The 22,113-nt window shown below is 72.5% G+C and carries 17 protein-coding genes and 1 pseudogene; 8 read left to right on the top strand and 10 right to left on the bottom strand.

The annotated features are described in order from the left end of the window. Positions 1-104 precede the first annotated feature (104 nt). The 3 genes from AB0B39_RS25230 (at position 105) to AB0B39_RS25220 (ending at position 2,799) form a co-directional block, all read left to right on the top strand. Complete coding sequence (locus tag AB0B39_RS25230; protein WP_357575554.1) at positions 105-965, top strand: polysaccharide deacetylase family protein; 861 nt, start codon at positions 105-107, stop codon at positions 963-965. Positions 966-1,048: 83 nt separating this feature from the next. Beyond that, the gene (locus AB0B39_RS25225) at positions 1,049-1,981 is read left to right on the top strand and encodes an ATP-binding cassette domain-containing protein (RefSeq protein WP_357495672.1); all 933 of its coding nucleotides are present in this window, start codon (positions 1,049-1,051) and stop codon (positions 1,979-1,981) included. Next, positions 1,978-2,799, top strand: a complete 822-nt coding sequence (locus AB0B39_RS25220) for an ABC transporter permease (RefSeq protein ID WP_357575553.1) — start codon at positions 1,978-1,980, stop codon at positions 2,797-2,799. The genes AB0B39_RS25225 and AB0B39_RS25220 overlap by 4 nt, the downstream gene beginning before the upstream one ends. A 45-nt stretch (positions 2,800-2,844) precedes the next feature. Here the strand turns inward: AB0B39_RS25220 and AB0B39_RS25215 are convergent, their stop codons facing one another. From AB0B39_RS25215 to AB0B39_RS25200, 4 genes are all read right to left on the bottom strand, one after another. Next, positions 2,845-3,522, bottom strand: coding sequence for a response regulator transcription factor (locus AB0B39_RS25215; RefSeq protein ID WP_357495676.1), 678 nt, complete (start codon positions 3,520-3,522; stop codon positions 2,845-2,847). Continuing rightward, positions 3,522-5,111, bottom strand: a complete 1,590-nt coding sequence (locus tag AB0B39_RS25210; RefSeq protein WP_357575552.1) for a histidine kinase — start codon at positions 5,109-5,111, stop codon at positions 3,522-3,524. Before AB0B39_RS25210 ends, AB0B39_RS25215 begins: the two co-directional genes overlap by 1 nt. A gap of 54 nt (positions 5,112-5,165) precedes the next feature. Next, entirely contained in the window at positions 5,166-5,870 is a 705-nt protein-coding gene (bioD, locus tag AB0B39_RS25205; protein WP_234581707.1) for a dethiobiotin synthase, read from the bottom strand. Between the two features lie 136 nt (positions 5,871-6,006). Then, positions 6,007-7,143 carry an 8-amino-7-oxononanoate synthase gene (locus tag AB0B39_RS25200; RefSeq protein WP_357495718.1) on the bottom strand — a complete coding sequence of 379 codons (1,137 nt, stop codon included), beginning with the start codon at positions 7,141-7,143 and terminating at the stop codon, positions 6,007-6,009. Positions 7,144-7,417: 274 nt separating this feature from the next. Here AB0B39_RS25200 and bioB point away from each other — a divergent pair, with 274 nt between their 5' ends. Genes bioB through AB0B39_RS25185 form a run of 3 tightly spaced genes read left to right on the top strand, consistent with a single transcriptional unit; the run spans position 7,418 to position 9,144 of the window. After that, a complete protein-coding gene (gene bioB, locus AB0B39_RS25195; RefSeq protein WP_234581587.1) occupies positions 7,418-8,413 on the top strand; it encodes a biotin synthase BioB in 996 nt (331 codons plus the stop codon). 1 nt (position 8,414) lies between these two features. After that, on the top strand, positions 8,415-8,633 hold the full coding sequence (locus tag AB0B39_RS25190; protein ID WP_357575596.1) for a hypothetical protein: 219 nt from the start codon (positions 8,415-8,417) through the stop codon (positions 8,631-8,633). 4 nt (positions 8,634-8,637) lie between these two features. After that, complete coding sequence (locus AB0B39_RS25185; RefSeq protein WP_357495680.1) at positions 8,638-9,144, top strand: GNAT family protein; 507 nt, start codon at positions 8,638-8,640, stop codon at positions 9,142-9,144. Between the two features lies 1 nt (position 9,145). Here AB0B39_RS25185 and AB0B39_RS25180 read toward each other — a convergent pair whose 3' ends face one another. The 3 genes from AB0B39_RS25180 to AB0B39_RS25170 form a co-directional block, all read right to left on the bottom strand. Beyond that, positions 9,146-9,676 carry a DUF488 domain-containing protein gene (locus tag AB0B39_RS25180; RefSeq protein ID WP_234581584.1) on the bottom strand — a complete coding sequence of 177 codons (531 nt, stop codon included), beginning with the start codon at positions 9,674-9,676 and terminating at the stop codon, positions 9,146-9,148. Positions 9,677-9,789: 113 nt separating this feature from the next. Further along, the gene (locus AB0B39_RS25175) at positions 9,790-12,279 is read right to left on the bottom strand and encodes a non-reducing end alpha-L-arabinofuranosidase family hydrolase (RefSeq protein ID WP_357575551.1); all 2,490 of its coding nucleotides are present in this window, start codon (positions 12,277-12,279) and stop codon (positions 9,790-9,792) included. 312 nt (positions 12,280-12,591) lie between these two features. Further along, entirely contained in the window at positions 12,592-15,489 is a 2,898-nt protein-coding gene (locus AB0B39_RS25170; protein WP_357575550.1) for a glycoside hydrolase family 9 protein, read from the bottom strand. Positions 15,490-16,240: 751 nt separating this feature from the next. On the opposite strand from AB0B39_RS25170, the gene AB0B39_RS25165 reads away from it, so the two are divergent. Together AB0B39_RS25165 and AB0B39_RS25160 are read left to right on the top strand one after the other, a co-directional pair. After that, positions 16,241-17,806: an aldehyde dehydrogenase family protein gene (locus tag AB0B39_RS25165; protein ID WP_357575549.1), complete on the top strand. Its 1,566-nt coding sequence runs from the start codon at positions 16,241-16,243 to the stop codon at positions 17,804-17,806. Between the two features lie 66 nt (positions 17,807-17,872). Then, entirely contained in the window at positions 17,873-18,271 is a 399-nt protein-coding gene (locus AB0B39_RS25160; RefSeq protein WP_234581579.1) for a VOC family protein, read from the top strand. 24 nt (positions 18,272-18,295) lie between these two features. Here the strand turns inward: AB0B39_RS25160 and AB0B39_RS25155 are convergent, their stop codons facing one another. The 3 genes and pseudogenes from AB0B39_RS25155 to AB0B39_RS25145 all read right to left on the bottom strand — a co-directional run bounded on the left by AB0B39_RS25155 (position 18,296) and on the right by AB0B39_RS25145 (position 22,018). After that, positions 18,296-19,360: a GNAT family N-acetyltransferase gene (locus tag AB0B39_RS25155; RefSeq protein ID WP_357575548.1), complete on the bottom strand. Its 1,065-nt coding sequence runs from the start codon at positions 19,358-19,360 to the stop codon at positions 18,296-18,298. Positions 19,361-19,451: 91 nt separating this feature from the next. Beyond that, positions 19,452-20,153 (bottom strand): amino acid-binding protein, encoded by a 702-nt coding sequence (locus tag AB0B39_RS25150; RefSeq protein ID WP_234581576.1) that lies wholly within the window; start codon positions 20,151-20,153, stop codon positions 19,452-19,454. A gap of 142 nt (positions 20,154-20,295) precedes the next feature. After that, positions 20,296-22,018 (bottom strand): annotated as a pseudogene (locus AB0B39_RS25145) (thiamine pyrophosphate-binding protein). Positions 22,019-22,113 lie beyond the last annotated feature (95 nt).

Raw genomic sequence — 22,113 nt, 5'->3', positions numbered from 1 at the left:
GCCCTCGCTGATCGAATCGACTCGATCCGAGGCTACGCAGCCCGGGCAAGGCAGCACGGGAGCGGGCACGCGACACCTGACCTTGACTCGGTATGTTTCCGGGCGTGTCCGTCACCCCTGCTCGTCGGATTCTCGCCGCCGCAACGCTTGCCGCCCTGTTGACGCTGAGTGCCTGCACAGCCCGGCCGGTGTTCCACGCCCGGCAGATCACTGCGGCCCCGCCGAGCCCGTCGGCCACGGCACCCAGCCTGGCGGCGTCGCCGTCGCTGTCGGCCTCGCCGTCCCCGTCGGCCCCGCCCGCCCCGGGAAGCCTGGACTGGTACGTGTCCCAGGCGCCGACCTTTCCCGAGGCGCCGCCGCCGCAGCCGGTGGCGCTGACCGCGACCGGCGCGATCCCGTTCTGGCACCGCCTGCCGACCGACCAGAAGGTCGCCTTCATCACCATCGACGACGGTGGGCTGGCTCGCCCGCCCGCGGTGGCCGACTTCATCTGGCGGGCGCACATCCCGGTCACCATGTTCCTGAACTCGCCGGCGGCCGAGGAGCACGACGTCTACTTCCGGCAGATCCAGGTGGCCGGCGGGGTCGTCGAGAACCACACGATCCGGCACAACTCGCTGGCCGGCCGGTCGTACGACTACCAGAAGCAGGAGATCTGCGGGGCGGCGGACAAGCTGGAGGCGCTGTTCGGCAAGCGGGCGACCCTGTTCCGCCCGCCGTTCGGCGAGTACGACAGCACCACGCTGACCGCCGCGCGGGACTGCGGCGCGAAGGCCGTCCTGCACTGGTCCGAGACCGTCCACGAGGGCAAGGTGCGCTACCAGACCCCGGAGAAGGTCGTCCAACCGGGCGACGTGCTGCTGATGCACTTCCGGCCGGCGCTGATGGACGACCTCCTCGCGGCGTTGAAGGCGATCCACCGGGCCGGGCTCACCCCGGCGCTGCTGGAGGACTACATCCGCTGACCCGGGCGACCTGACGAAAGTCAGTGTGGGGTGGTGCCGTTCGGGCGCGGCGGACCGACGTGGCGGACGCCTAGCGTCAGCGCATGATCACATTACGTGGGTTGACGAAACGGTTCGGGGCGACAGTCGCCGTCGACGCGCTGACCGTCGACATCGCACCCGGCCGGGTCACCGGTTTCCTCGGCCCCAACGGCGCCGGCAAGTCCACCACCATGCGGATGATCCTCGGCCTGGACCGGCCCACCGCCGGAACGGCGCTCGTGCACGGCCGGTCGTACCGGGAGCTGCGGCGACCGCTGCACGAGGTGGGCGCCCTGCTCGACGCCCGGGCCATCCACCCCACCCGGTCCGGGCGCGCGCACCTGCTGGCCATGGCCCGCAGCAACGGCATCCCCGCCCGGCGGGTCGACGAGGTGCTCGACACCGTCGGGCTGGACGGGCGGGCCGCCGGGAAACCGGGCCGAACCCTCTCCCTGGGCATGGGCCAGCGGCTCGGCATCGCGGGCGCGCTGCTCGGCGATCCGCCGGTGCTGATGTTCGACGAGCCGGTGAACGGCCTCGACCCGGACGGGGTGCGCTGGGTCCGGCAGCTGTTGCGCTCCCTGGCCGGGCAGGGCCGCACGGTCTTCGTCTCCAGCCACCTGATGAGCGAGATGCAGCTCACCGCCGACCAACTCGTGGTGATCGGCCGGGGACGACTGCTCGCCGACGCCCCGGTCGGCGACGTCATCGCGGGCAGTGGACTCGCCGTACGGGTCCGCAGCCCGCACCCCGACGGGCTCGCCACCCTCGCCGCACGTCTCGCGGCCCACGGCGCCACAGTCGAGCCGGCCGGCCCGGACGAGCTGACCGTCACCGGGACCACGGTCGACCGGATCGGCGATCTGGCGTACGAGCTGGGGGTGCGGTTGCACGAGCTGAGCCCGCACGGCGCGTCGCTGGAGCAGGCGTTCATGGAGCTGACCGCCGACAGCGTCGAGTACGCCGGCGGCCCGACCGGAGGTGACGCACGATGAGCACGCAGACCATGGTGGGCAGCAGCCCCACCGCCGCCCCGGCAGTCAGCGCGCCGGCCGCCTTCCGGGCCGCCGTGGCCGCCGAGTGGACCAAGCTGATCTCGGTACGCAGCACCTGGTGGACGATGCTGGCCGGGCTGCTCCTGATGGCCGCGAGCGCCGGCCAGCTCGCCATCTACGCGGCCAACGCCAACACCAACGACGACCCGGCCGACGACCCCGGCATCGTCGCCGTCGGCAGCGTGCTGATCGACGCGGTCGAATTGACCCAGTACGCCGTGCTGGCGCTGGGATTGCTCGCCGTCACCACGGAGTTCACCAGCGGCACCATCCGGACCACCCTGCAGTGCACCCCGGCACGCGGCCGGGTGCTCCTGGCCAAGGCCGTGGTGGCCGGCGCCGTCACCTTCGTCCTCGGACTGCTGCTCGGCGGTGTCGGCGCCCTGGTCGCCCGGCCGGTGCTCGGTGACTGGGGCAGCGCGCCGACCGCCGGCACGATCGGCGACATCGTGGCGGTGGCGACCTATCTGGCCCTGGTCAGCGTCCTGGCGCTCGGCCTCGGCGCGGCACTGCGCAGCGCGGTGCTCACGATCGTCGTGCTCTTCGCCACCCTGATGATCGTCCCGCTGTCCCTGCAGGAGCCGGACATCACAGTCCTGAACCGGATCGCCGACGCGTTCCCCGGCGTGGCCGGTGGGCACTTCATGGCGGGCGACACCGAGCCGTACCCGGGCGCGGTCGGGCTGCTGGTGCTCGCCGGTTGGGCGGGCGCCGCCCTGCTGCTCGGTCGGACCGCGCTGCGCCGTCGCGACGCCTGAGGCACGCCAGCGGGGCAGTGAGCGGGGGCCGCCAGCGGCCCCCGCTCAGCGCTCGACCAGCCCCGCCTCGTACGCGAGGATCGCCGCCTGCACCCGGTTGCGCACGTCCAGCCGGGTGAAGATGCTGGTCAGATAGCTCTTCACGGTGCCCTCCACCAGGTGCAGGCGGCGGGCGATCTCGGCGTTGGACAGCCCCGCCCCGACCAGGGCCAGCACCTCACGTTCCCGCTCGGTCAGCCCGGCCGTCCGGTCCCGCGCGGCGGGCTGACGGGCCAGCCGCCCGGCCCCCAGCTCGATCACCCGCCGGGCCACCCGCGGCGACAGGTACGCCCCGCCGTCGGCGACCGCGTGCACCCCGGCGATCAGCTCGCGCGGGTCGCCGGCCTTGAGCAGGAACCCGCTCGCACCGTGCCCGAGCGCCCGGGCCACGTGGTCGTCCTCGCCGAAGGTGGTCAACATGAGCGTCGCGGTGGCCGGCGCTACCCGGCGGATCTCGGCCGCCGCGGCCAGCCCGTCCAAGCGGGGCATCCGGATGTCCAGCACCGCCACCTGGGGTCGGTGCGCGCGAACCAGCTCCACCGCGGCCCGCCCGTCACCGGCCTCGGCGACCACCTCGATCCCCGGATCGGAGGCGAGGATGGCCCGGACGCCGGCCCGGATCATCGCCTCGTCGTCGGCGAGGACCACCCGGACCGGGGTCGGCTCGGCCGTGTCGGTGTCCACTACTCGATCCGCTCCTTGCTGGTCAGTCGACCGTCGGTGAAGCAGAGCCGCCACGTCGGCTCGGCCAGGGGGAAGTTGCCGTCGGTGTAGTACTCGCACCCCCGCGCCGACCCTCCGACGGGCGGGGCGAGCTGCCGGCGGGGCAGGCCGGGCAGGTCGGCGCGCGCGGTGCCGGGCCGCATCCGGTCGTACGTCGACTCGTCCAGCACCGTGCCCGTCGTGACGACCGAGTAGTAGACCAATGACAGGACGAGCGCGAGACCGGCCGGGGCGGCGAGCGCCGTCAGCAGGCTGCGCCGCGCCCGGCGACGAGCCTCGCGCAGGCGGCGCTCGGCGTCGGCCGGCTGCTCCGGGCCACCGAGGACCGGGACGTCACCGTCGAATGTGCCGTCGGTCACGGCACCCACCACGACGGGCAAACCCGACCATCCCACGCCGGAGTGCGCTTCGGAGGGCAGCGGCAGCCGGGCGCGCACCGCGAAGCCACCGTCGGGGCACGGGCCTGCGTCCAGCACGCCGCCGGCCAGCCGTACCCGCTCGGCGAGAGCGAGCAGACCGCTCCCCGAGGACGCCGGTCGGGGCAGCGGGCCGGCCGGCGCCGGCGCGTTACGCACCCGCACCTCGACCCCGTTCGGGTCCCGGGCGAGGGTGACGGTCACCGCCGCGCCCGGGGCGTACCGGGCCGCGTTGGTGAGGGCCTCCCGCACCACCTGATGGGCGGCGGACCCGGTCAACCCGGGCAGCTCGACGGTGTCGGTCGGGCCGTCCAGCCGGACCGCCATCCCGGCCTCGCGGGCCCCGACCACCAGGTCGACGACGGTCTCCCCCACCGGGCGGACGCCGGCCGGACCGCCCTCCTCCCGCAGCACCCCGATGATGCCGTGCAGCCGCTCGGTCGCCGCCGCGACACTGGCCCGCAGCTCCCCCACCGCCGTCCGGTGCTCCGGGGCGAGGTCGTCGGCAAGTTCCAACGCGGCGGCCCGCAACGCGATCAGGCTGAGGTCGTGCCCGAGCGAGTCGTGCATCTCCTCGGCGATGCGGGCCCGCTCCCGCAGCCGGATCCGCTCCGCGGCGCCCCGCCGCTCGCGCGTCAGCGCCTCGACGTGCCGGCGGCCGGCGTCGGTCAGAGCCTGCTGCTGCCGCCGGTAGCGGCCCACCAGCCACGGGAACACCCCAGCGAACAGCAGCACCGAAGCGAGCAGGAACCAGGTCGCCGCCCCGGTGCCGAGCAACCCCAGGTTCAGCACCGTGCCGCCGACGGCGATCACGCCGAACAGCACGGCCGCCGGCGCGGCGCCCGCACTGCGCCGCCCGCTCAGATAGCTGAACACCGGGATGGCGAAGACGAAGTTGCCGTCCGCCAGCGAACCGAGCACCACCAGCAGCAACCCCACCAACGGCCAGCGCCGCGCCGACGCCACCGCGACCGCCAGCAGCGCCAGCGAACCGAGCAGCAGCGCCACGTCGAAACGCGGGTACGGCGGGCTCAACCGGGCCGCCGCGATCGGGGCGGCCACCACGGCCCAGAGCAGCACGTCCCGCAGCGGACGCCGCCACCGCCCGGGCACCGACCGGTCCAGGATCCTCACGGCGGCCAGGCTACCCACGCCCGACCTGCCCGAACACCGACGAAAGTCAGGTGTTCAGCTGCTCTCCTCGGCCCAGACGCGCCAGTCGTCGAGCACACCGTGCAACGCCGGAGTGAGCCAACCCGGCGCCGACCGCCGGAACACCCCCGGGTCCATCGCACCGGCGCCGGCCGGCACCGCGCCCAGCAGGTTCGGCACCAGGTCGGTGAGGTTCGTCCAGTGCACCAGCTCCGGCGACCCCGGCCACGCGCCGATCACCACGCCGGCCGGCACCGCACGGCGGTCCAGCGCCTCCAGGGTCAGCGCGGTGTGGTTGAGCGTGCCCAGACCGGCGCGGGTGACCACCACCGCCGGGGCGCCGAGCGACACCGCCAGGTCGGCCATCGTCCACGGCTCACCGGACGGCCGCAGCCCCATCGGCACCAGCAGACCACCCGCCCCCTCGACCAGGACCAGGTCGTGCTTGTCCGCCTCCTCGCGGACGGCGTCCACCGCCGCGTACAGCTCCAGCGGCGGCAGGTCCGCGACCCGGGCAGCGGCCAGCGGGGCGAGCGGATCCGGGAAGCTGGCCAGCGTACGGCCGGTCACCGGGGCCGCCAGCCGGTTGACCACGTCCACGTCGCCCGGCTCCCCACCGGCCGTACCCGTCTGACCCGGCTTGACCACCGCCACCCGCAGGCCGGCCCCCTGCGCGGCCGCCGCGATCGCCGCGGTGACCACAGTCTTGCCCACCTCGGTGTCGGTGCCGGTGACCAGCACCGGCCCCTCCCACGCGCTCACGGCGCACACTCGGTTCGCGACTGCGGGGCTCGCAAACCCGGCTCACTCCTCGCGCTCACCGGACCGCATGTGGTTCGCGACTGCGGGGCTCGCAAACCCGGCTCACTCCTCGCGCTCACGGCGCACACTCCACGATGACGTCAAGCGCCCGCTCGAAATCCGCCCGGGGCACCCCGGCGCTGACGGTCAGGCGCAACCGGGAGCGGCTGTCCGGGGTGGAGGGCGGCCGGAAGCAGCCCACCGCGACTCTCCGGTCCCGGCAGTCGGCGGCCCAGGCGGTCGCCGCCTCCGGGCCGGGCGCCGTCACCGAGATCACCGCCGCGTCCGGCGCGGAAACGGCCAGGCCGGCCGCGCCGAGTCGACCGACCGCCAGCGCCACCCGGTCGGCCAGCTCGGCGCGCAGATCGTCGCCGGCCCGGGCCAGCCGCAGCGCGGCGTGCACACCGGCCGCGACGGCCGGCGGCAGCGCGGTGTCGAAGATGAACGTACGGCCGGTCTCGACCAGGTGCCGGACGAACTCGGCCGGGCCGGCGACCACCCCACCCGCGCCGCCGAGCGCCTTGGAGAGGGTGGCCGTGACCACCACGTCCGGCTCGCCGGCCAGCCCGGCGGCCGCCACCGCGCCGGCACCGGACGGACCGGTCACGCCGAGCGCGTGCGCGTCGTCGACCAGCAGCAGCGCGCCGTAGCGGCGGGCCACCGCGTGCAACTCGGCCAGCGGAGCGAGGTCGCCGTCGACCGAGAAGACCGACTCGGTGACCACCACCGCCGGGCGTCCCGGCGCGACCGCCAGCGCGGCGGCCACCGCCGTCACGTCGGCGTGCGCGCTGACCACCGTCTCCGCGCCGGAGATCCGGCAGCCGTCGATCAGCGACGCGTGGTTGTGCGCGTCCGAGACGAGCAGGGTCCGGGGCTGGACGAGGGCCCGCAGCGCGCCGAGGTTGGCCAGGTATCCGGAGGAGAAGACGAGAGCCCGGTCGGTGCCCAGCCACTGCGCCAGCTCGACCTCCAGGGCCTCGTGCGCGTCGGTCGAGCCGCGCACCAGCCGCGAGCCGGTCGCTCCCAGCCCGTACGCCGACAGTGCCGCCGTGGCCGCGGCGGTGACCTCCGGGTGGGTGGCCAGGCCGAGGTAGTCGTTGCCGGCCAGGTCGGTCATCCGGTCGTCGGCGGGACGCGGGTGCAGCCGACGGGTCAGGCCGGCCTTCGCCCGCAACTGCGCGCGGCGATCGAGCGCCGCCAGCCAGTCCGCCACCGTCACCCCTTCACCGCCGTCCGCGCCGGTCACGCCGACACCCGCCGGGCGAAATTACCACCCGCCACCACCGACCCGGCGAATCCACTCGGCACCCGGGGGCCGACCGGAGGCGGGACGTCGATGCCGATCGGAGTCCGGGACGACCGTCACCACGCACCGTCAATTGTCAGTTACCGAAGGTGACCACCGCTGCGGCGCTGGCCCGGTCGGCACAGATCGACCGGACGGCAGGTCGTACCCGCCCGACCGGGGGCCTTGTAGGGTACGAGCCATGCCAGAGATCCTCGACCAGGCCCGCACCCAGGTCCTGGGTGACGGCGTCGGCCTCGACCAGGCCGGCGTCCTCGCCGTGCTGAACCTGCCCGACGAGCACCTGCCCGCCGCCCTCCAGCTCGCCCACGAGGTGCGGATGCGGTGGTGCGGCCCGGAGGTCGAGGTCGAGGGCATCGTCTCGCTGAAGACCGGCGGCTGCCCGGAGGACTGCCACTTCTGCTCGCAGTCGGGCCTGTTCACCTCCCCGGTGCGCTCGGTCTGGCTGGACATCCCGTCGCTTGTCGAGGCCGCGAAGCAGACCGCGAAGACCGGGGCGACCGAGTTCTGCATCGTGGCGGCCGTGCGCGGCCCGGACGACCGGCTCATGAAGCAGATGCGCGAGGGCGTCGCCGCCATCAAGGCCGAGGTCGACATCCAGGTCGCCGCGTCGCTGGGGATGCTCTCCCAGGAGCAGGTCGACGACCTGGTCGACATGGGTGTGCACCGCTACAACCACAACCTGGAGACCTGCCGGTCGTACTTCCCGAACGTGGTCACCACCCACTCGTGGGAGGAGCGGTGGGAGACGCTGCGCATGGTCCGCGACTCCGGCATGGAGGTGTGCTGCGGCGGCATCCTCGGCCTCGGCGAGACCGTCGAGCAGCGGGCGGAGTTCGCCGCGCAGCTCGCCGAACTCGACCCGCACGAGGTGCCGCTGAACTTCCTCAACCCGCGCCCCGGCACCCCGCTCGGCGACCGCCCGGTGGTCGAGGGCAAGGACGCGCTGCGGGCCATCGCCGCGTTCCGGCTGGCCATGCCGCGCACGATCCTGCGGTACGCGGGCGGCCGGGAGATCACGCTCGGTGACCTGGGCACCCGCGACGGTCTGCTCGGCGGCATCAACGCGGTGATCGTCGGCAACTACCTGACGACCCTGGGCCGGCCGGCGACCGCCGACCTCGACCTGCTCGACGAGCTGAAGATGCCGGTCAAGGCCCTGTCCGCGACCCTCTGAGCTGACCGGTGAGGACGACGTGACCGAGCTTGTGGCAGCGCAGCGCTGGTGTGACCGCTGCGGCGAGGACGCGTCGACAGCCGGGCACGAGTCGTGCGTGGCGGCCCGCGCGCTGGAGCCGCCGCGCTACTGCCCGCAGTGCCGACGCCGCATGAAGGTGCAGGTGCTGCCGGTCGGCTGGTCGGCGGTCTGCGTCGAGCACGGCGAGAGCCGAGGCTGAGCCGGTGCTGCGCGGGCGTGCGGTGACCCTCCGACCGGCGACGGTCGCGGACGTGCCGGCCCTCGCGGCCATCCGGGCCGACCCGGAGGTCCGCCGGTGGTGGCGCGGCGGCGACGACCTGGCCGCGTCCGTCCAGGCCGACCTGAACGACGACGACCTCGCCCTGTACGCCATCGAGCACGACGGCCGGGTGATCGGCGCGATCCAGTGGTACGCCGAGTCCGATCCGGACTATCGGCACGCCAGCCTGGACATCTTCCTCGACCCGGCGACGCGCGGCGAGGGCCTGGGCGGGGACGCCATCCGCACCCTGACCCGGCACCTGATCGACGAGTACGGCCACCACCGGTTCACCATCGACCCGGCGGCGGCGAACAGCGCGGCCATCCGGGCGTACGCGAAGGTGGGCTTCCGGCCGGTGGGCATCATGCGCCGCTACGAGCGCGGGGCGGACGGGCGCTGGCATGATGCGCTGCTGATGGACCTGCTCGCGGAGGACCTGGCCGACTGAGTCAGCCCGCCCAGAGCAGACGCCCGTCGGACAGGCGGCGGGCGCCCTCGGCCGGCCGGTGCGGGCTGAGCCGGCCGTCCGGCATGAGGTGCGACACCGGCACCCCGCGGCCGAGCACTGCGACGTCGGCGATCAACCGCCGGTGGCAGCGCCACCAGACGCTCTCACTGCACATCACCGCTGTGGTTCGCAGTGCGGCGTCGGCCAGCACCTCGTCCAGGGCCGTGTCGAAGTCGGGCGTGCGCGTGTACGCGGCGTACGCCCGAAAGGCCGCGACAGTCCACCAGGTGTCCGGTTCCGGCTCGCCGGCGCGGACGTGCCGGCGGCCGCCGAGGCGCGGCTCCCAGCGGTAGCCGATGCCCTGTTCGGGCAGCCAGCGTTCCATGGCCTCCCGGCGGACGTCCGGGTTGGTCCGGCTGGCCGGGTAGCGGCGCACGTCCACGATCAGGGCGATCTCCGCGCCGGCCAGCAGTGCCCCGAACTGGTCCCGGCCGGCGGTCCCGTGCCCGACGGTCACCAACGCACGCTCCATCGACCCAGCTTGCCCCGGGTCGCCGCCGTCCGTGCGCCGGCCCGGCGCTGTCCACCGAAAAGCGCGCCCGGCACCACACGGTGCCGGGCGCGCTTCGGTTCTGCGCAGTGGGCCTAGCGCTGGAGGGTCAGTACGCCCGGCCGCCACGGCAGCAGGTTGTAGTCGCCTCCCGCACTGGGGTTCTTGCCCTGGTACAGCATCTGCAGGTTGCAGGCGTCGACGGTCTTGGTCTGGTCGGGGTTGTTGCGGACCAGGTCACCGTGGCTGATGTCGTTGGTCCACGTCGCGCCGCTGTTGGCCTTGCCGGCGAAGGGGTTGCTCTCGCTGGCGGCCTGTGGGGTCCACGAGCCGCTCAGGCTGGTGGACGTGAACGACCGGAAGTAGCGTCCCTGGCTCCCGATCGCCTCGACGATCATGAGGTACTGGTTCTGGCCCTGCACCTTGTAGACCTCGACGCCCTCGAACAGGTTGTTCGTCGAGTCGGTCATGACCGTCGTGTAGGTCGAGCCGAAGCTGCCCGGGAAGTTCCCCAGCGGCATGCTCGACCGGTAGATCTTGCCGTTGTCCCCGGCGAAGAACAGGTACATGTTCTGGTCGTCGCCGATGAGGGTCTGGTCGATCACCCCGTACGGGGCGTCCGACAGGGTGGCGGTGGACAGCGTCTGCGCCGAGGACCAGCCGTTGGCGTTCGTCGGGTCGCTCGACGTCTTGTAGCTGAACGAGGTCGGACCCCACTGGTACGCCAGCACCCAGATGTTCTTCGGGGCGAAGTACAGCAGCGTGGGCGCCACGGTGCCCTGGCTCATTCCGGTCTGGCTGGCCGAGGCCATGTCGGACCAGTTGGTGAACGTGCTGAAGTTCATCGAGCCGTACTGGCCGCTGCTGTTGACATTGGATGCGTAGACCAGGTGCTTGCCGTTGTAGACGACGTTGGTGAAGTCCTTGACCGAGACCCAGCCGTTCTGCGGGTTCGCCAGCGCGCCTGTCGACGACCACCGGTAGGTCGACGGGAGCGCGCAGCCGTTCTGCGGCGGCGTCGACGTCGGCGGGGCAGTGGTCGGCGGGGCCGACGTCGGCGGCGTGGTGCCGCCACCGAAGTCGGTCCGCCACTGCTGGTTGGTCTGCCCGTGGCAGTCGTACAGCTGGACCTGCTGGCCGTTGCCGGTGCCCCAGACGTCCAGGCACCGGCCGGACTGCACGCCGCTGATGGTGCCGTTGGAGTTGATGTTCCACTGCTGGTTGGCCCCGCTGTTGCAGTCCCAGATGATGATTCCGGTGCCGTTGGCGGTGCCCGCGCCGTTCGCGTCGAGGCACTTGCTGCCGTAGACCCGCAACTGCTTGCCGGAGGTGTACGTCCACTGCTGGTTCGACTGACTGTGGCAGTCGTAGAGCTGGACGCGGGTGCCGTTGGTCTGCGTGGAGTTCGGCACGTCGATGCACCGGCCCGACTGCACGCCGACGATCCGGCCCGCGCCGCCGCTCGGCGGCGGGGTCGTGGTCGGGGTCACCGTCGGGCTCACCGTCGGGCTCACCGTCGGAGTCGCGGTCGGGCTCGAGGTCGGGGGTGCCGCGTTGAGCGCGTTGAGGACGGAGTTGTAGGCGGCCTTCTTGTTGCCACCGCCGTCGAAGAGCAGCGGGCTCTCGTTCGAGCGCCACGAGTCGCTGTCGCGTACGCCCCAGACGGTGATGCCGATGCAGCGCGGCACGTTCAGGCACGCCTGGGTCAGCCCGGCGTACTGGGTGGTGGAGGAGTTGGTGACGTCGACCTCGGTCAGCGCCACGTCCACGCCGAGCGCGGCGAAGCTGGACAGCGTGGTCTGGAAGTTGCTCGGCAGCGAGCTGCCGCCGGTGAAGTGGGTCTGCAACCCGACGCAGTCGATGGGCACGCCACGGGACTTGAAGTCCTGGATCATGCGGTAGACGCCCTGCGTCTTGCCGTACGACCAGTTCTCGATGTTGTAGTCGTTGTAGCAGAGCTTGACCGACGGGTCGGCCGCCCGCGCGGTGCGGAACGCCACCTCGATCCAGTCGTTGCCGGTGCCCTGGAGGTTGGACGAGCGGCGGCTGCCGTCCTCGTTGAACGCCTCGTTCACCACGTCCCAGGCGGCGAGCTTGCCCCGGTAGTGGCCCATCACGCCGTTGATGTGGTCGATCATCGCCTGACGCAGGCTGCTGCCGTTCAGGCTCTGCATCCACCCCGGCTGCTGCGCGTGCCAGGCCAGGGTGTGCCCACGGACCTTCAGGCCACGCTGGGTTGCCCAGTTGTAGATCTGGTCACCGGAGTTGAAGTTGAACTGGCCCCGCTGGGGCTCGGTCGCGTCCGGCTTCATCTCGTTCTCGGCGGTGATCATGTTGAACTCACGCGCCGCGATCGTGCTGTACGTCGAGTCGCCCAGCCGGCCCGCCGCGATGGCGGTGCCGAAGTACCGGCCCGACTGCGCGGCGGCCGCGCCGAGCGTGGACGCGGCGGCATTCGCCGACGGCATCATCACCGCGACGGCGGCCACGGTCACGACGCTGAACGCGCCGGCGAGCAGCGCTCGGACGGCGGGTGATCGCCGTCGCCGGGTCTCGCCGCGATGAACGGATGGGCTTATTGCCATCTCGGCCTCCTTAATGGCCTGCACCCGGGCCGTCGAGGCGGGACGACCGGACGTCTTGGTGGGGGGAATCCAACTCAGTCGATGCTTGCACACGCGCCGGTCTGGACAATGATGTTTCGGAAAAGTTTCGGAACCCCGCTGGGTCGGCCGGCGTACGCCACGGTCATGCCACCACAGTGGCCCGACGCGGGCCGATGGCGTCCGCCCCACGACGTCATCCCGGGAGGCAACCTGCGTACTCCGGCCATAGATCTTGGACAGTTTCCGTTCCGGTTGAACGGAAACTGTCCAAGATCTCGAACGTTCGGCGGATCAGCCCACGGTGCAGGCGGTGTTGTTGACGGTGAAGGCCGTGGGTTTCGGGTTCGTGCCGGTGTGGTTGCCGTTGAAGCCGAAGCTCGCCGACGCGCCCGGCGCGATCGTGCCGTTGTAGGACAGGTTCGTCGCGGTGACCGCCGCACCGGTCTGGCTGACCGTCGCCGACCAGCCCTGGCTCACGGTCTGCCCGCCGGGGAAGCTGAACCGCAGCGTCCAGCCGTTGATCGCCGTCGTGCCGGTGTTGGTGATCGTCACCGTGGCGGTGAAGCCGGTGCTCCAGTCGGTGGTGGCGTACCCCACCGAGCAGGTGCCGCCGACCGGCGGAGGCGCGGTGGTCACCGCGACCGGCGCGGACGCCGCGGAGGTGTTGCCTGCCGCGTCGACGGCCACCACGTAGAACTGGTACGCCGTTGAGGCCGTCAGCCCGGTGACGGCGAGCGTGCTGCCGCTGGGCGAGCCGACGAGCGCGTCGGTGGCGCCGGCCTCGCGGTAGACCCGGTAGCCGGTGACGCCCACGTTGTCGGTCGACGGGGTCCAGGCCAGGGTGAGGCCGGTGGCGGTGACCGCCGAGGCGACCGGGGTGCCGGGGGTGCTCGGCGCTGTCGTGTCGGCGGACCCGGTCGGCGGCGTGGTCACGGTGAGCACCGGGGAGGCCGCCGACCGGTTGCCGGCGCCGTCGCGGGCCACCACGCTGTACTCGTACGTGTGCTCCGGCAGCAGCGTCGAGATGGTGAGCGTGGTGCCGGTGACGGGCCGGTTCACCACCGTGTCGCCGCCGACCAGGACCTCGCGGACGTCGTAGCCGGCGAGGCCGCTGCCGCCACTGTCGGTGGAGGCCGCCCAGGTCAGGATGACCGAGCGGGGCGCGAGGCCGGACGCGACGGGCGTGCCGGGCACTGTGGGCGCGGTGGTGTCCGGGGTGGCCGGTCCGGGCTCCTCGCCCCAGACCCGCACCCCGCCGGCGTACAGCGGAACCTTGCGGTTGGGCCCGGCGGTCGCCTGGTACGACGGGTCGTTCGTCGGGTCCCAGGTGCCGCCCTCCGGCACCCCGATCTTGAACTGGACCTCCATCCGGTGCTGCGACTGCCCGGCCGGGGCGATGGTGTAGCCGGTGCAGTCCACCTCGACGTACCAGATGTCGCCGCTGAACTGCTTGGCAGTGGTCGGCGACGGGCAGCCCTGGGTGTAGCCGGAGGTGACCTGCACGGCGCCGGTGCCGTCGGGCCGGAAGTAGTACCGGAACTTGCCGTTGGTCAGGGCCCGGGCCGGGAACGCCGACTTGTTGTAGATGATCGCCTTGAGCCCGGTGGCCCGGGGTTCGGCCTGCATCACCGTGGTCTCCACGGTCATCTCGTCCATGTCGGGCGTCTCGGCGACCGGGAAGTTGGCCAGCGGGCTGCCGCCGTACTCGGAGGTCAGCCGGACCAGCGCCGAGGTGAAGCCGGCGTTGTAGTCGGTGGCGACCTCGTTCATCACGTAGTCGGACCGGCTGTCGGTGTACGCGTCGTTGGCCGAGGACGGGCCGCCGACCAGCGCGCCGTAGAGGGTGTGCCGGGTCTCGACGGGCACTGTCTGACTGTCCCACCAGGACCCGTGCGCGGTGCGGTGGTGCGGGTTCTTCGGTGCGTTGGTGCCGAACCCGATGACGTAGCTGGAGTTGCGCGGGTTGTCGCCGAGCGCGTAGTTGATCTGTCGGACGGCGAAGTCGTGGTAGCGCGCCTTGCGCGTCGTGTCGGTGGTCTTGTCGCTGTAGACCAGCGCGGCGAAGGAGGTGTTGGCCGCGTAGCGCAGCGCGCCCCAGGAGTCGAGCACCGCCATCCCACCGGGCGAGTACGGCACCCGCTGCCCGTTCACCCCGACGGTCCAGTAGTCCAGCCAGCGGTTGGCGTCGTCGACGTACTTCTGCTTGCCGGTCAGGTTGGCCAGCAGCACGTACGCGCCGAACTGCTTGTTGTCCCAGGCGATGGTCCACTTGTAGGAGCGCGTGGTGGACTGCGGCTCGGTGCCGAGCTTGTCGTACTCACTCTCGGCCTTGACCAGGTAGCTGGCGTCGCCGGTGGCCCGGTAGAGCCAGATGGCGCCCCACACCAGCTCGTCCTGCCAGCCGCTCCACGACTTGTAGAACGACGCGGCGTCGGTGATGCACTCGCTGTAGGACTTCCGCACCGTGTCGGCGAAGGTGTAGAGCTGCTTCGCGTGGGTGAGCAGCTTGTCCGCGTAGGTCGCGTCGGTGGGTCGGAACACCATCGAGGAGGCGGCCATCGCGGCCGCCGTCTCTCCGGCGAGGTCCGCGCCGCCACAGCTCGCATCGATCTTGTACGCGGGCCGCGCCATCGGCAGCACCTCGGCCGGGCCCCACCACTTGTGGTCGTCGTCGCCCTTGCCGACCTGCCCGTAGAGGACGTTGGCCGACGGGTGCGCCTTGATGAAGTAGTCGTTGACGAAGCGCAGGTTGTTGAGCAGGTGCGGCAGTTGGCCGGAGGCCGTGTAGCCGCTGCGGTACTCCACCGCGCCCCACGCCAGCATGGTGGCGCTGAACGCCATCGGGAAGCCGAACTTGACGTGGTCGCCGGCGTCGTACCAGCCGCCGGTGAGGTCCAGCCCGGCGGCGGCCCCGTCGGTGAGCGCGGAGTCGCCACGCCAGGAGACCCGGTTCCAGTCCGGCAGCGTGCCCGACTGCTGCGCCTCGTAGAAGAGCAGCGACTTCTGCAACGCCTCGGCGTAGTTGAAGGCCGGCGCGGCGGACGCGGGCCCGGCCGGCGGCGCGGTGACCGCGAGGGACAGCCCGGTGAGCAGGGCCACGCCGGCGGTCAGCAACCGCCGGGGCCAGGGCTGGTCGGCGACCGGCGACCGGCCGGGGTGGCCGGTGGACGGCCGGGTCAGGTGGCGCATGAAGGGCTCCTGTTCGGAGGCGCCGCCGGCGGTCGCACCGACGCGGGACGGCGTGGGGGCGGCACGGCCACCGGCGACAGCGGGGTGGCGGTGTGACCATGAACAGCCGTGGAAGCGCTCCCATGGATAAACGACAATGTAATGTGCACGTCGTCGAATGGGAAGCCCGGGTTGCGCGCCAGCGCCGCAGCACTCGGGACCGTTACGGCGACACGCGCACGCCGGCCCGGAAGGTCGACCCGGAAGGCACTTCCCGTCCGAGACGTCGTCCCAGCTCAGACCGGTTGGCCGATGCCGTCGGCAGGCCCCTCACATGGGATCATGGGCGGCCCCCTCGACCAATCCCGGAGGATTCCTCATGCCACTGCGTCGGCGCCTGACGCGCGCGGCCGTCCGCACGGCCACCGTCACCGACGAACGCCCACGACCGGTTCCGGACATCGCTCCGGGGCCGGTCGTGGGCGTTTCGCATGCCTCGCGCTCCGTGACGTCGGAGGTCCCCGGACCCGCCTTCCGTACTGACGGGTAACAAAGCCAACAACCTCACACCATCGATCCATGTCAATAAGTCGTGTGAGGTAGCCGCTGGTCAGGGCCCTTCGTCGCGAGTCGACCATCGGGCGACTCGGAGCGGCCGACAGCCAGCCAGACAAACGTACGGTTGCTGACCGACTACCGCGCGCGGGACAGTACCGACCATCAGCGGTGCCGTCGACGCCGCCGCTCCCCGGTCAACCCTGAGGAGAACGCGATGGCACTACGACTCGCCGACGGCACCGCCTGGTCCGACGTCCTCGCCCGGGCGGTCGCCGCCACCCCGGAGGCGTTCGGCGCCGAGGTGGACGGCATCACCACGCTGCACAACCTCGTCGAAGGCGACTGGCGGGCGGTCGGCCACCCCGCGCCGGTCCGCACCCCGGTCGACAACAACGTCGTCATCAACCTGTCCCGACTCGACGCCGAGACCGCCCGCGCCGCGGTCGCACACGCCGCCACCGCGCACCGGGCCTGGGCGCGCACCCCTCTGGACGACCGCAAGGCCCGGGTCTGCGACGCCCTGGACGCCCTCAGCGCCCACCGTGACCTGCTCGCGCTCCTGCTCGTCTGGGAGATCGGCAAGCCGTGGCGGCTCGCCTGCGCCGACGTGGACCGCGCACTCGACGGCGTCCGGTGGTACGTGGGCGAGATCGACCGGATGCTCGCCGACGGTCGCGAGCCACTGGACGGCCCGGTCAGCAACATCGCCTCCTGGAACTACCCGATGAGCGTCCTCGTACACGCCGAGCTGGTCCAACTGCTGGCCGGAAACGCGGTCATCGCCAAGACCCCGTCCCAGGGCGGCGCGGTCTGCCTGACCGTCGCGCACGCGCTGATGCGTCGCGCCGGGCTGCCCGCCACCCTCGTCTCCGGCGGCGGCGAGGAGCTGTCCGAGGTGCTCGTCCGGGCACCCGAGATCGGTGCGGTGGCGTTCGTCGGCGGTCGCTCCAACGGCGGCAAGGTGGCCGCCGCGCTGCTCGACAGCGACAAGCGGCACTTCATCGAGCAGGAGGGCCTCAACGCCTGGGGCATCTGGAACTTCTCCCAGTGGGACCTGCTCGCCGCGCACCTGAAGAAGGGCTTCGAGTACGGCAAGCAGCGCTGCACCGCGTACCCCCGGTTCGTGGTGCAGCGCGACCTGGTCGACGAGTTCCTCGACATGTACCTGCCGGTCGTGCGGTCGGTCCGGTTCGGTCACCCGCTGGCCGTCGGGGACGACTGGACGGCCGGCGACCCGCTGCCCGAGCTGGACTTCGGGCCGCTGATCAGCGCCGCGAAGGCCGACGAGCTGCGCCGCACTGTCGACGAGGCGGTCCGCGGCGGCGCGGTGCCGCTGCACCGGGGCAAGTTGACAGGTGCGCCGTTCCTGCCCGGGCAGGACACCTCCGCGTACGTGGCGCCGTCGGTGCTGCTCGCCCCGCCCGGCCGGTCCCGGCTGATGCACGCCGAGCCGTTCGGCCCGGTCGACACGATCGTCGTGGTGGACACCACCGACGAGCTGCTGGCCGCCATGAACGCCTCCAACGGCGCGCTCGTCGCGTCGCTGGCCTGCGACGACACCGACGAGGCCGGCAAGCTCGCGGTGGACCTGCAGGCGTTCAAGGTGGGCATCAACAAGCCGCGCTCCCGTGGTGACCGGGACGAGCCGTTCGGCGGCCGGGGCGCGTCCTGGAAGGGCGCGTTCGTGGGCGGCGACCTGCTGGTGCAGGCGGTCACCGTCGGCGGCGCCGGTCGCCTCTACGGCAACTTCCCCGACTACAACAGCTACCCCGCCACCTGAGGCCGTGCGGGTCCCCTGTCGACGCCGGGCGCGTCCAACAGGGGACCGGCGGCGTACCGTCGCGAGATGGCGATGATCGAACAGCTCTCCCTGGGCGTGTCCGACCCCGAGCGGGCAGCGAGGTTCTGGGCCGCGGCGCTCGGCTACCGCCGCCGGGCGCCCCGATTCGACGGTGACGAGTGGATCGTGCTGGAGCCGCCGCCCGGTGCTCCGGGCATGGCCGTCGCGATGGACCTCAGCGAGAGCCCGGTGCAGGAGTTTCCCCGGCTCCACATGGACCTGGACGCCGGCGAGCGCAGCCTCGACGAGGAGCTCGACCGGTTGCTCGCGCTCGGCGCCCAGCGGGTGGACTGGCGGCACTACCCCACCGACCCCCACCCCACCGAACCGCCGTACGTGGTCCTCGCCGACCCGGAGGGCAACCGGTTCTGCCTGTCCGGCCGCCGCCAACCCTCCACGCGTTGACGCGCTGTCGAGAGAGGTCCCTCGCTATGCGCCGGGCGACAACACGATGCCCTTCCGCTGTGCGGTGAGCGGGACGGTCAGGGTGAGCAGCGCGCCCTCACGCTCGGTCGAGCTGGGTCGGCCCAGCCGGCGCAGGGTACGCAGCATCGGGGCGTTCTCGGCCTGGACGTGCAGGATCAACGCCGCGTAGCCCGCCCCGTCGGCGTGCTGAACCAGCCGGCGCAACAACGCCGTGCCGAGCCCGCGCCGCTGCCAGTCGTCGCGCACCAGCAGCGCCACCTCGGCCTCGTCGCCCTCGCCGAGCAGGTTCGCCATGGCGACCACCGACTCGGCCGCACCGTCGGAGCCGGCGGCCACCGCGACCAGGGTCAGCCCGCGACTCGGCTCCAGCAACCGACGCAGTCGGTCCGGCCGCGGCAGCGCCGCCCCGCCCAGGTAGCGCCGCTGCCGACTGCGCGTCGAACACCCCTCGTGCAGCTCCCGTACGCCGGGCAGGTCGTCGGCGCAGGCCGGGCGGACGGCCACCTCGACACCGTCGGGCAGCACCAGCGTGACCTGCTCGGCGGCCCGACGGACCACTGTGGCGGCCAGCTCGACCAGGGCCTGCGCCCGGGCGTACTCCGCCGGGGTGAACGCGGGCGCGGCCCGGTGCAGCGCGAAGGAGCCACCCGCCGGGTCCGCCAGCGACATGCTCGTGCCGATGATCCCCCGGTCGACGCCTACCGACGCCGGCCTCCAGCTGACGTCGTCGGCAGCCAGCAGGGTCCGCAGTGCCTCGCCCGTCGCGTCCGGGTCCCGTACCAGCCGGTTGGCCAGCCCGAGGACCCGGGTCGGCTGGTCGGCCAGGCCGCGCGCCTCGCTGCGCGCCACCCAGCAGTCCCGGCCACGACCCCGCTCGACGGCCGCGACCAGCTCGGCCTCGTCGAGCGCGTCCGGCGCGTCGACCAGGAAGTCGTCCACCGCGCCCAGCTCGGTGGGCTGCACCTGCACGGTGAGGATGTTGACCCCGCGCAGCGCCAGACTCGCGGTGAGCACCGACAGGTAACCCGGCCGGTCGTCCACGGTCGCTCGGATCCGCCACAACGTCATGGTTGGCTCCCTTCCCCACGTCAGAGCCTCGCCCCCGGCTGTTGCCGCCCGATTGCTCGGCCGTGTCGGCCCGGGAACACCCAGGGGCCGCTCAGGGGCCGGCGACGACAGGTGGTGCGCCGACCAGGTCCAGTCGGTCGCCGAGAATCACCGCGCTGGCCCGGACGAGCTGGGTGAGCCGGTCGACCTCCGTGCTGTGGAAACCCGCCGCGCAGAGGGTGTCGCTGTGCTCACGGGCCACCACCAGCACCAGGCCGGCCCGGCCGAACGGGGCGATCGCGTGGTGGGTGCCGTCGGGCGTGGTCATCGAGCGGCCGCGCAGCGGGGTCACCTCGGGCAGCCGCACGGGTACGGGAGCACGCCAGCTCGCGTGGCCCACGGTGGCGCCACCGCCCCCGGTGCGCGACGCCCAGTCCACCGGGACCACCGCGGCGACCGCCCAGTCGGCCGCCAGCAGCCCCGGCACCGCGTCGACCAGGGTCGCCAGCCCGTCGGCCGGGTTGGCCGCGACCTGCGCCAGCAGCTCCGCGTCCTGGCCGGTGGTGGTGGGCGCACCGATCGCCCGCCACACGCCGTCCACCCGTACGCCGGGAATCGCCGCGAGGCCGGCCAGCAGACGCTCGACCCGTGCCGCGCCCGGCCACACGACCGTGAAGTCGTCCACCGCGCGCCCGCCGAGACGTTCGAGGACCACCACCTGGACGATGTCCGCGCCGGAGACACCCAACGTGCGGGCGACCTGGCCGAGGGTGCCCGGACGGTCCGGCAGGGTGACCCGAACTCGCAGCAACATGTCTGTCCCTCCGCTCGGCGGGCCGGCGACGGCCGGCAGGCTGCTCACAGCCTGCATGTTGACCATTTCGTCCCTGTTGCAGAGGCATGTCCCGAGCGGAAATTCCGGCGGCTGGTTACGGGGTGGAACCGGACGCCGACGCTCAGGGGAGCCCGCCCAGGGGCAGAACCGGTGTGGAGGCGAGCTGTGCGTGGTAGTCGGCGGCGGACGTCTCCCGGCCCCACTGCGGCATGCCGGTGGGCAGGTCCAGTGGGTCGGTCTCCACCTCGATGAGTGTCAACTGGGCCGGGGGGCCGTCGATGCCGGCCAGGATGGCGGCCAGTTCGCCCTCGGTACGGGCGACGTGGGCGGTGAAGCCCCTGTCCCCGTCCGAACACCGCGGGCAGGTCCGTGTACCGCCAGTTGTCGATGTCGTTGTACGGCTGGTGCCGCCCGTCGACAGCCCGTTCGACGGTGTAGCCGCCGTTGTTGACCACGATGATGATCGGGCGTTGGTTCGTGGCGAGCATCCGGCTGATCTCCTGCACTGTCAGTTGCAGTGATCCGTCGCCGGTGACCAGCACCGTCCGTCGATCCGGGGCCGCCACCGCGGCACCGAAGGCGGCCGGGGTGGCGTAGCCGATCGAGCCCCAGATGGGCGGCCACACGACTGTGACGTCGGCGGGCAGGCGCATCGTCGCCGTGCCGAAGGACGGGGTGCCGGTCTCCGGGACGAAGATGTCCCCCTCGCGGAGCATCCGCTGGATCGCCGGCCAGAGCCGTGCCTGCCGGATCGGTTCGTTGCTCGACGGATCGAGTGCGGGCGGGTCGGCCGCCAGCAGCGGCGCGCGTGACCACTCCGCCGTACGGTTCGGGGCGATCTCGTGCAGGCACCGCAGCGCCGCCGGCAGGGCGACCGGGGCGAAGCGGGTGCCGGCGACGACGGCGGCGTCGCGGTGCAGGCTGATGACCCGGTCCACAGTGATGTCGGCGGTGAACAGGCCGTCCCAGTCGAAGAACGTGGTGCCGACGCAGACAAGCGCGTCCGCGTCCTCCACCACCGCGCGGACCTCGTCGACGCTGTCACCGCCGTTGTAGGCGCCCACGTAGTGGGGGTCGGACTCGTCCAGCAGTCCCCGTCCCAGCGACTGCGCGGCGACCGGCCAGTTCCGTTCGGCAGCCAGGGCGGTGACGGCGGCGCCGAGGTCAAAGCGGATCGGCAGGTTCCCCACCAGCAGGGCCGGCCGCTCGGCACCGGCGAGCAGCCGCCGGGCGGCGGTGGCGAAGGCGTCGAGCTGTCCGGGCGAGACGACCGGCTCGGGGCGGGTGAACGGTCGCCCCGGCACGGCGATCTCGGCGTGGGCCACGTCGCCGGGCATCCGGACGTAGACCGGACGCTGCTGCGACCAGCACTCGGTAAGCACCCGGTCGACCTCTCCCAGCGCGTTCTGCGGGGTCAGCGAGGTCTGGGCGACAGTCACCTCGCGTGCCACCCGCACCCAGTGGTCGAAGTCGCCGTCGGCGAGCGAGTGGTGCATGGAGGTGCCCTGCCGCATGATCTCCTCGGTCGGACCGCCGACGATCGAGACGATGGGCACCGACTCCGCCATGGCCCCGGCGAGGGCGTTGACCGCCGACAACTCCCCGGGACCGAACGTCGTGAGGATCGCGGCCACGCCGGCGAGGCGGGCGTATCCGTCGGCGCTGTAGCCGGCGTTGAGCTCGTTGCAGCTGCCGACCCACTCGATCCCGTCGAACGCCTCGATCTGATCGAGGAAGTCCATGTTGTAGTCGCCCGGCAACCCGAAGACATGGCGTACTCCGAGGTCGTGGAGCCGGCTGAGCAACAGCTCGCCGACAGTCGTCGTACCCTCGCTCGCCTGCACCACGATCGCCCCCGCCGCTCCGGAGACCGCTGCCGCGGCCCGCCATGAAGACGATATCGGGCAAATGTCGCAACGATGGGGGATTGTCGACCGGG

Origin of the sequence: Micromonospora sp. NPDC049114 (assembly GCF_040648635.1) — a bacterium.
Lineage (GTDB): Bacteria > Actinomycetota > Actinomycetes > Mycobacteriales > Micromonosporaceae > Micromonospora.
The sequence above is the reverse complement of the archived record's forward strand: the minus strand, read 5'-3'. Positions and strand labels throughout refer to the sequence as shown.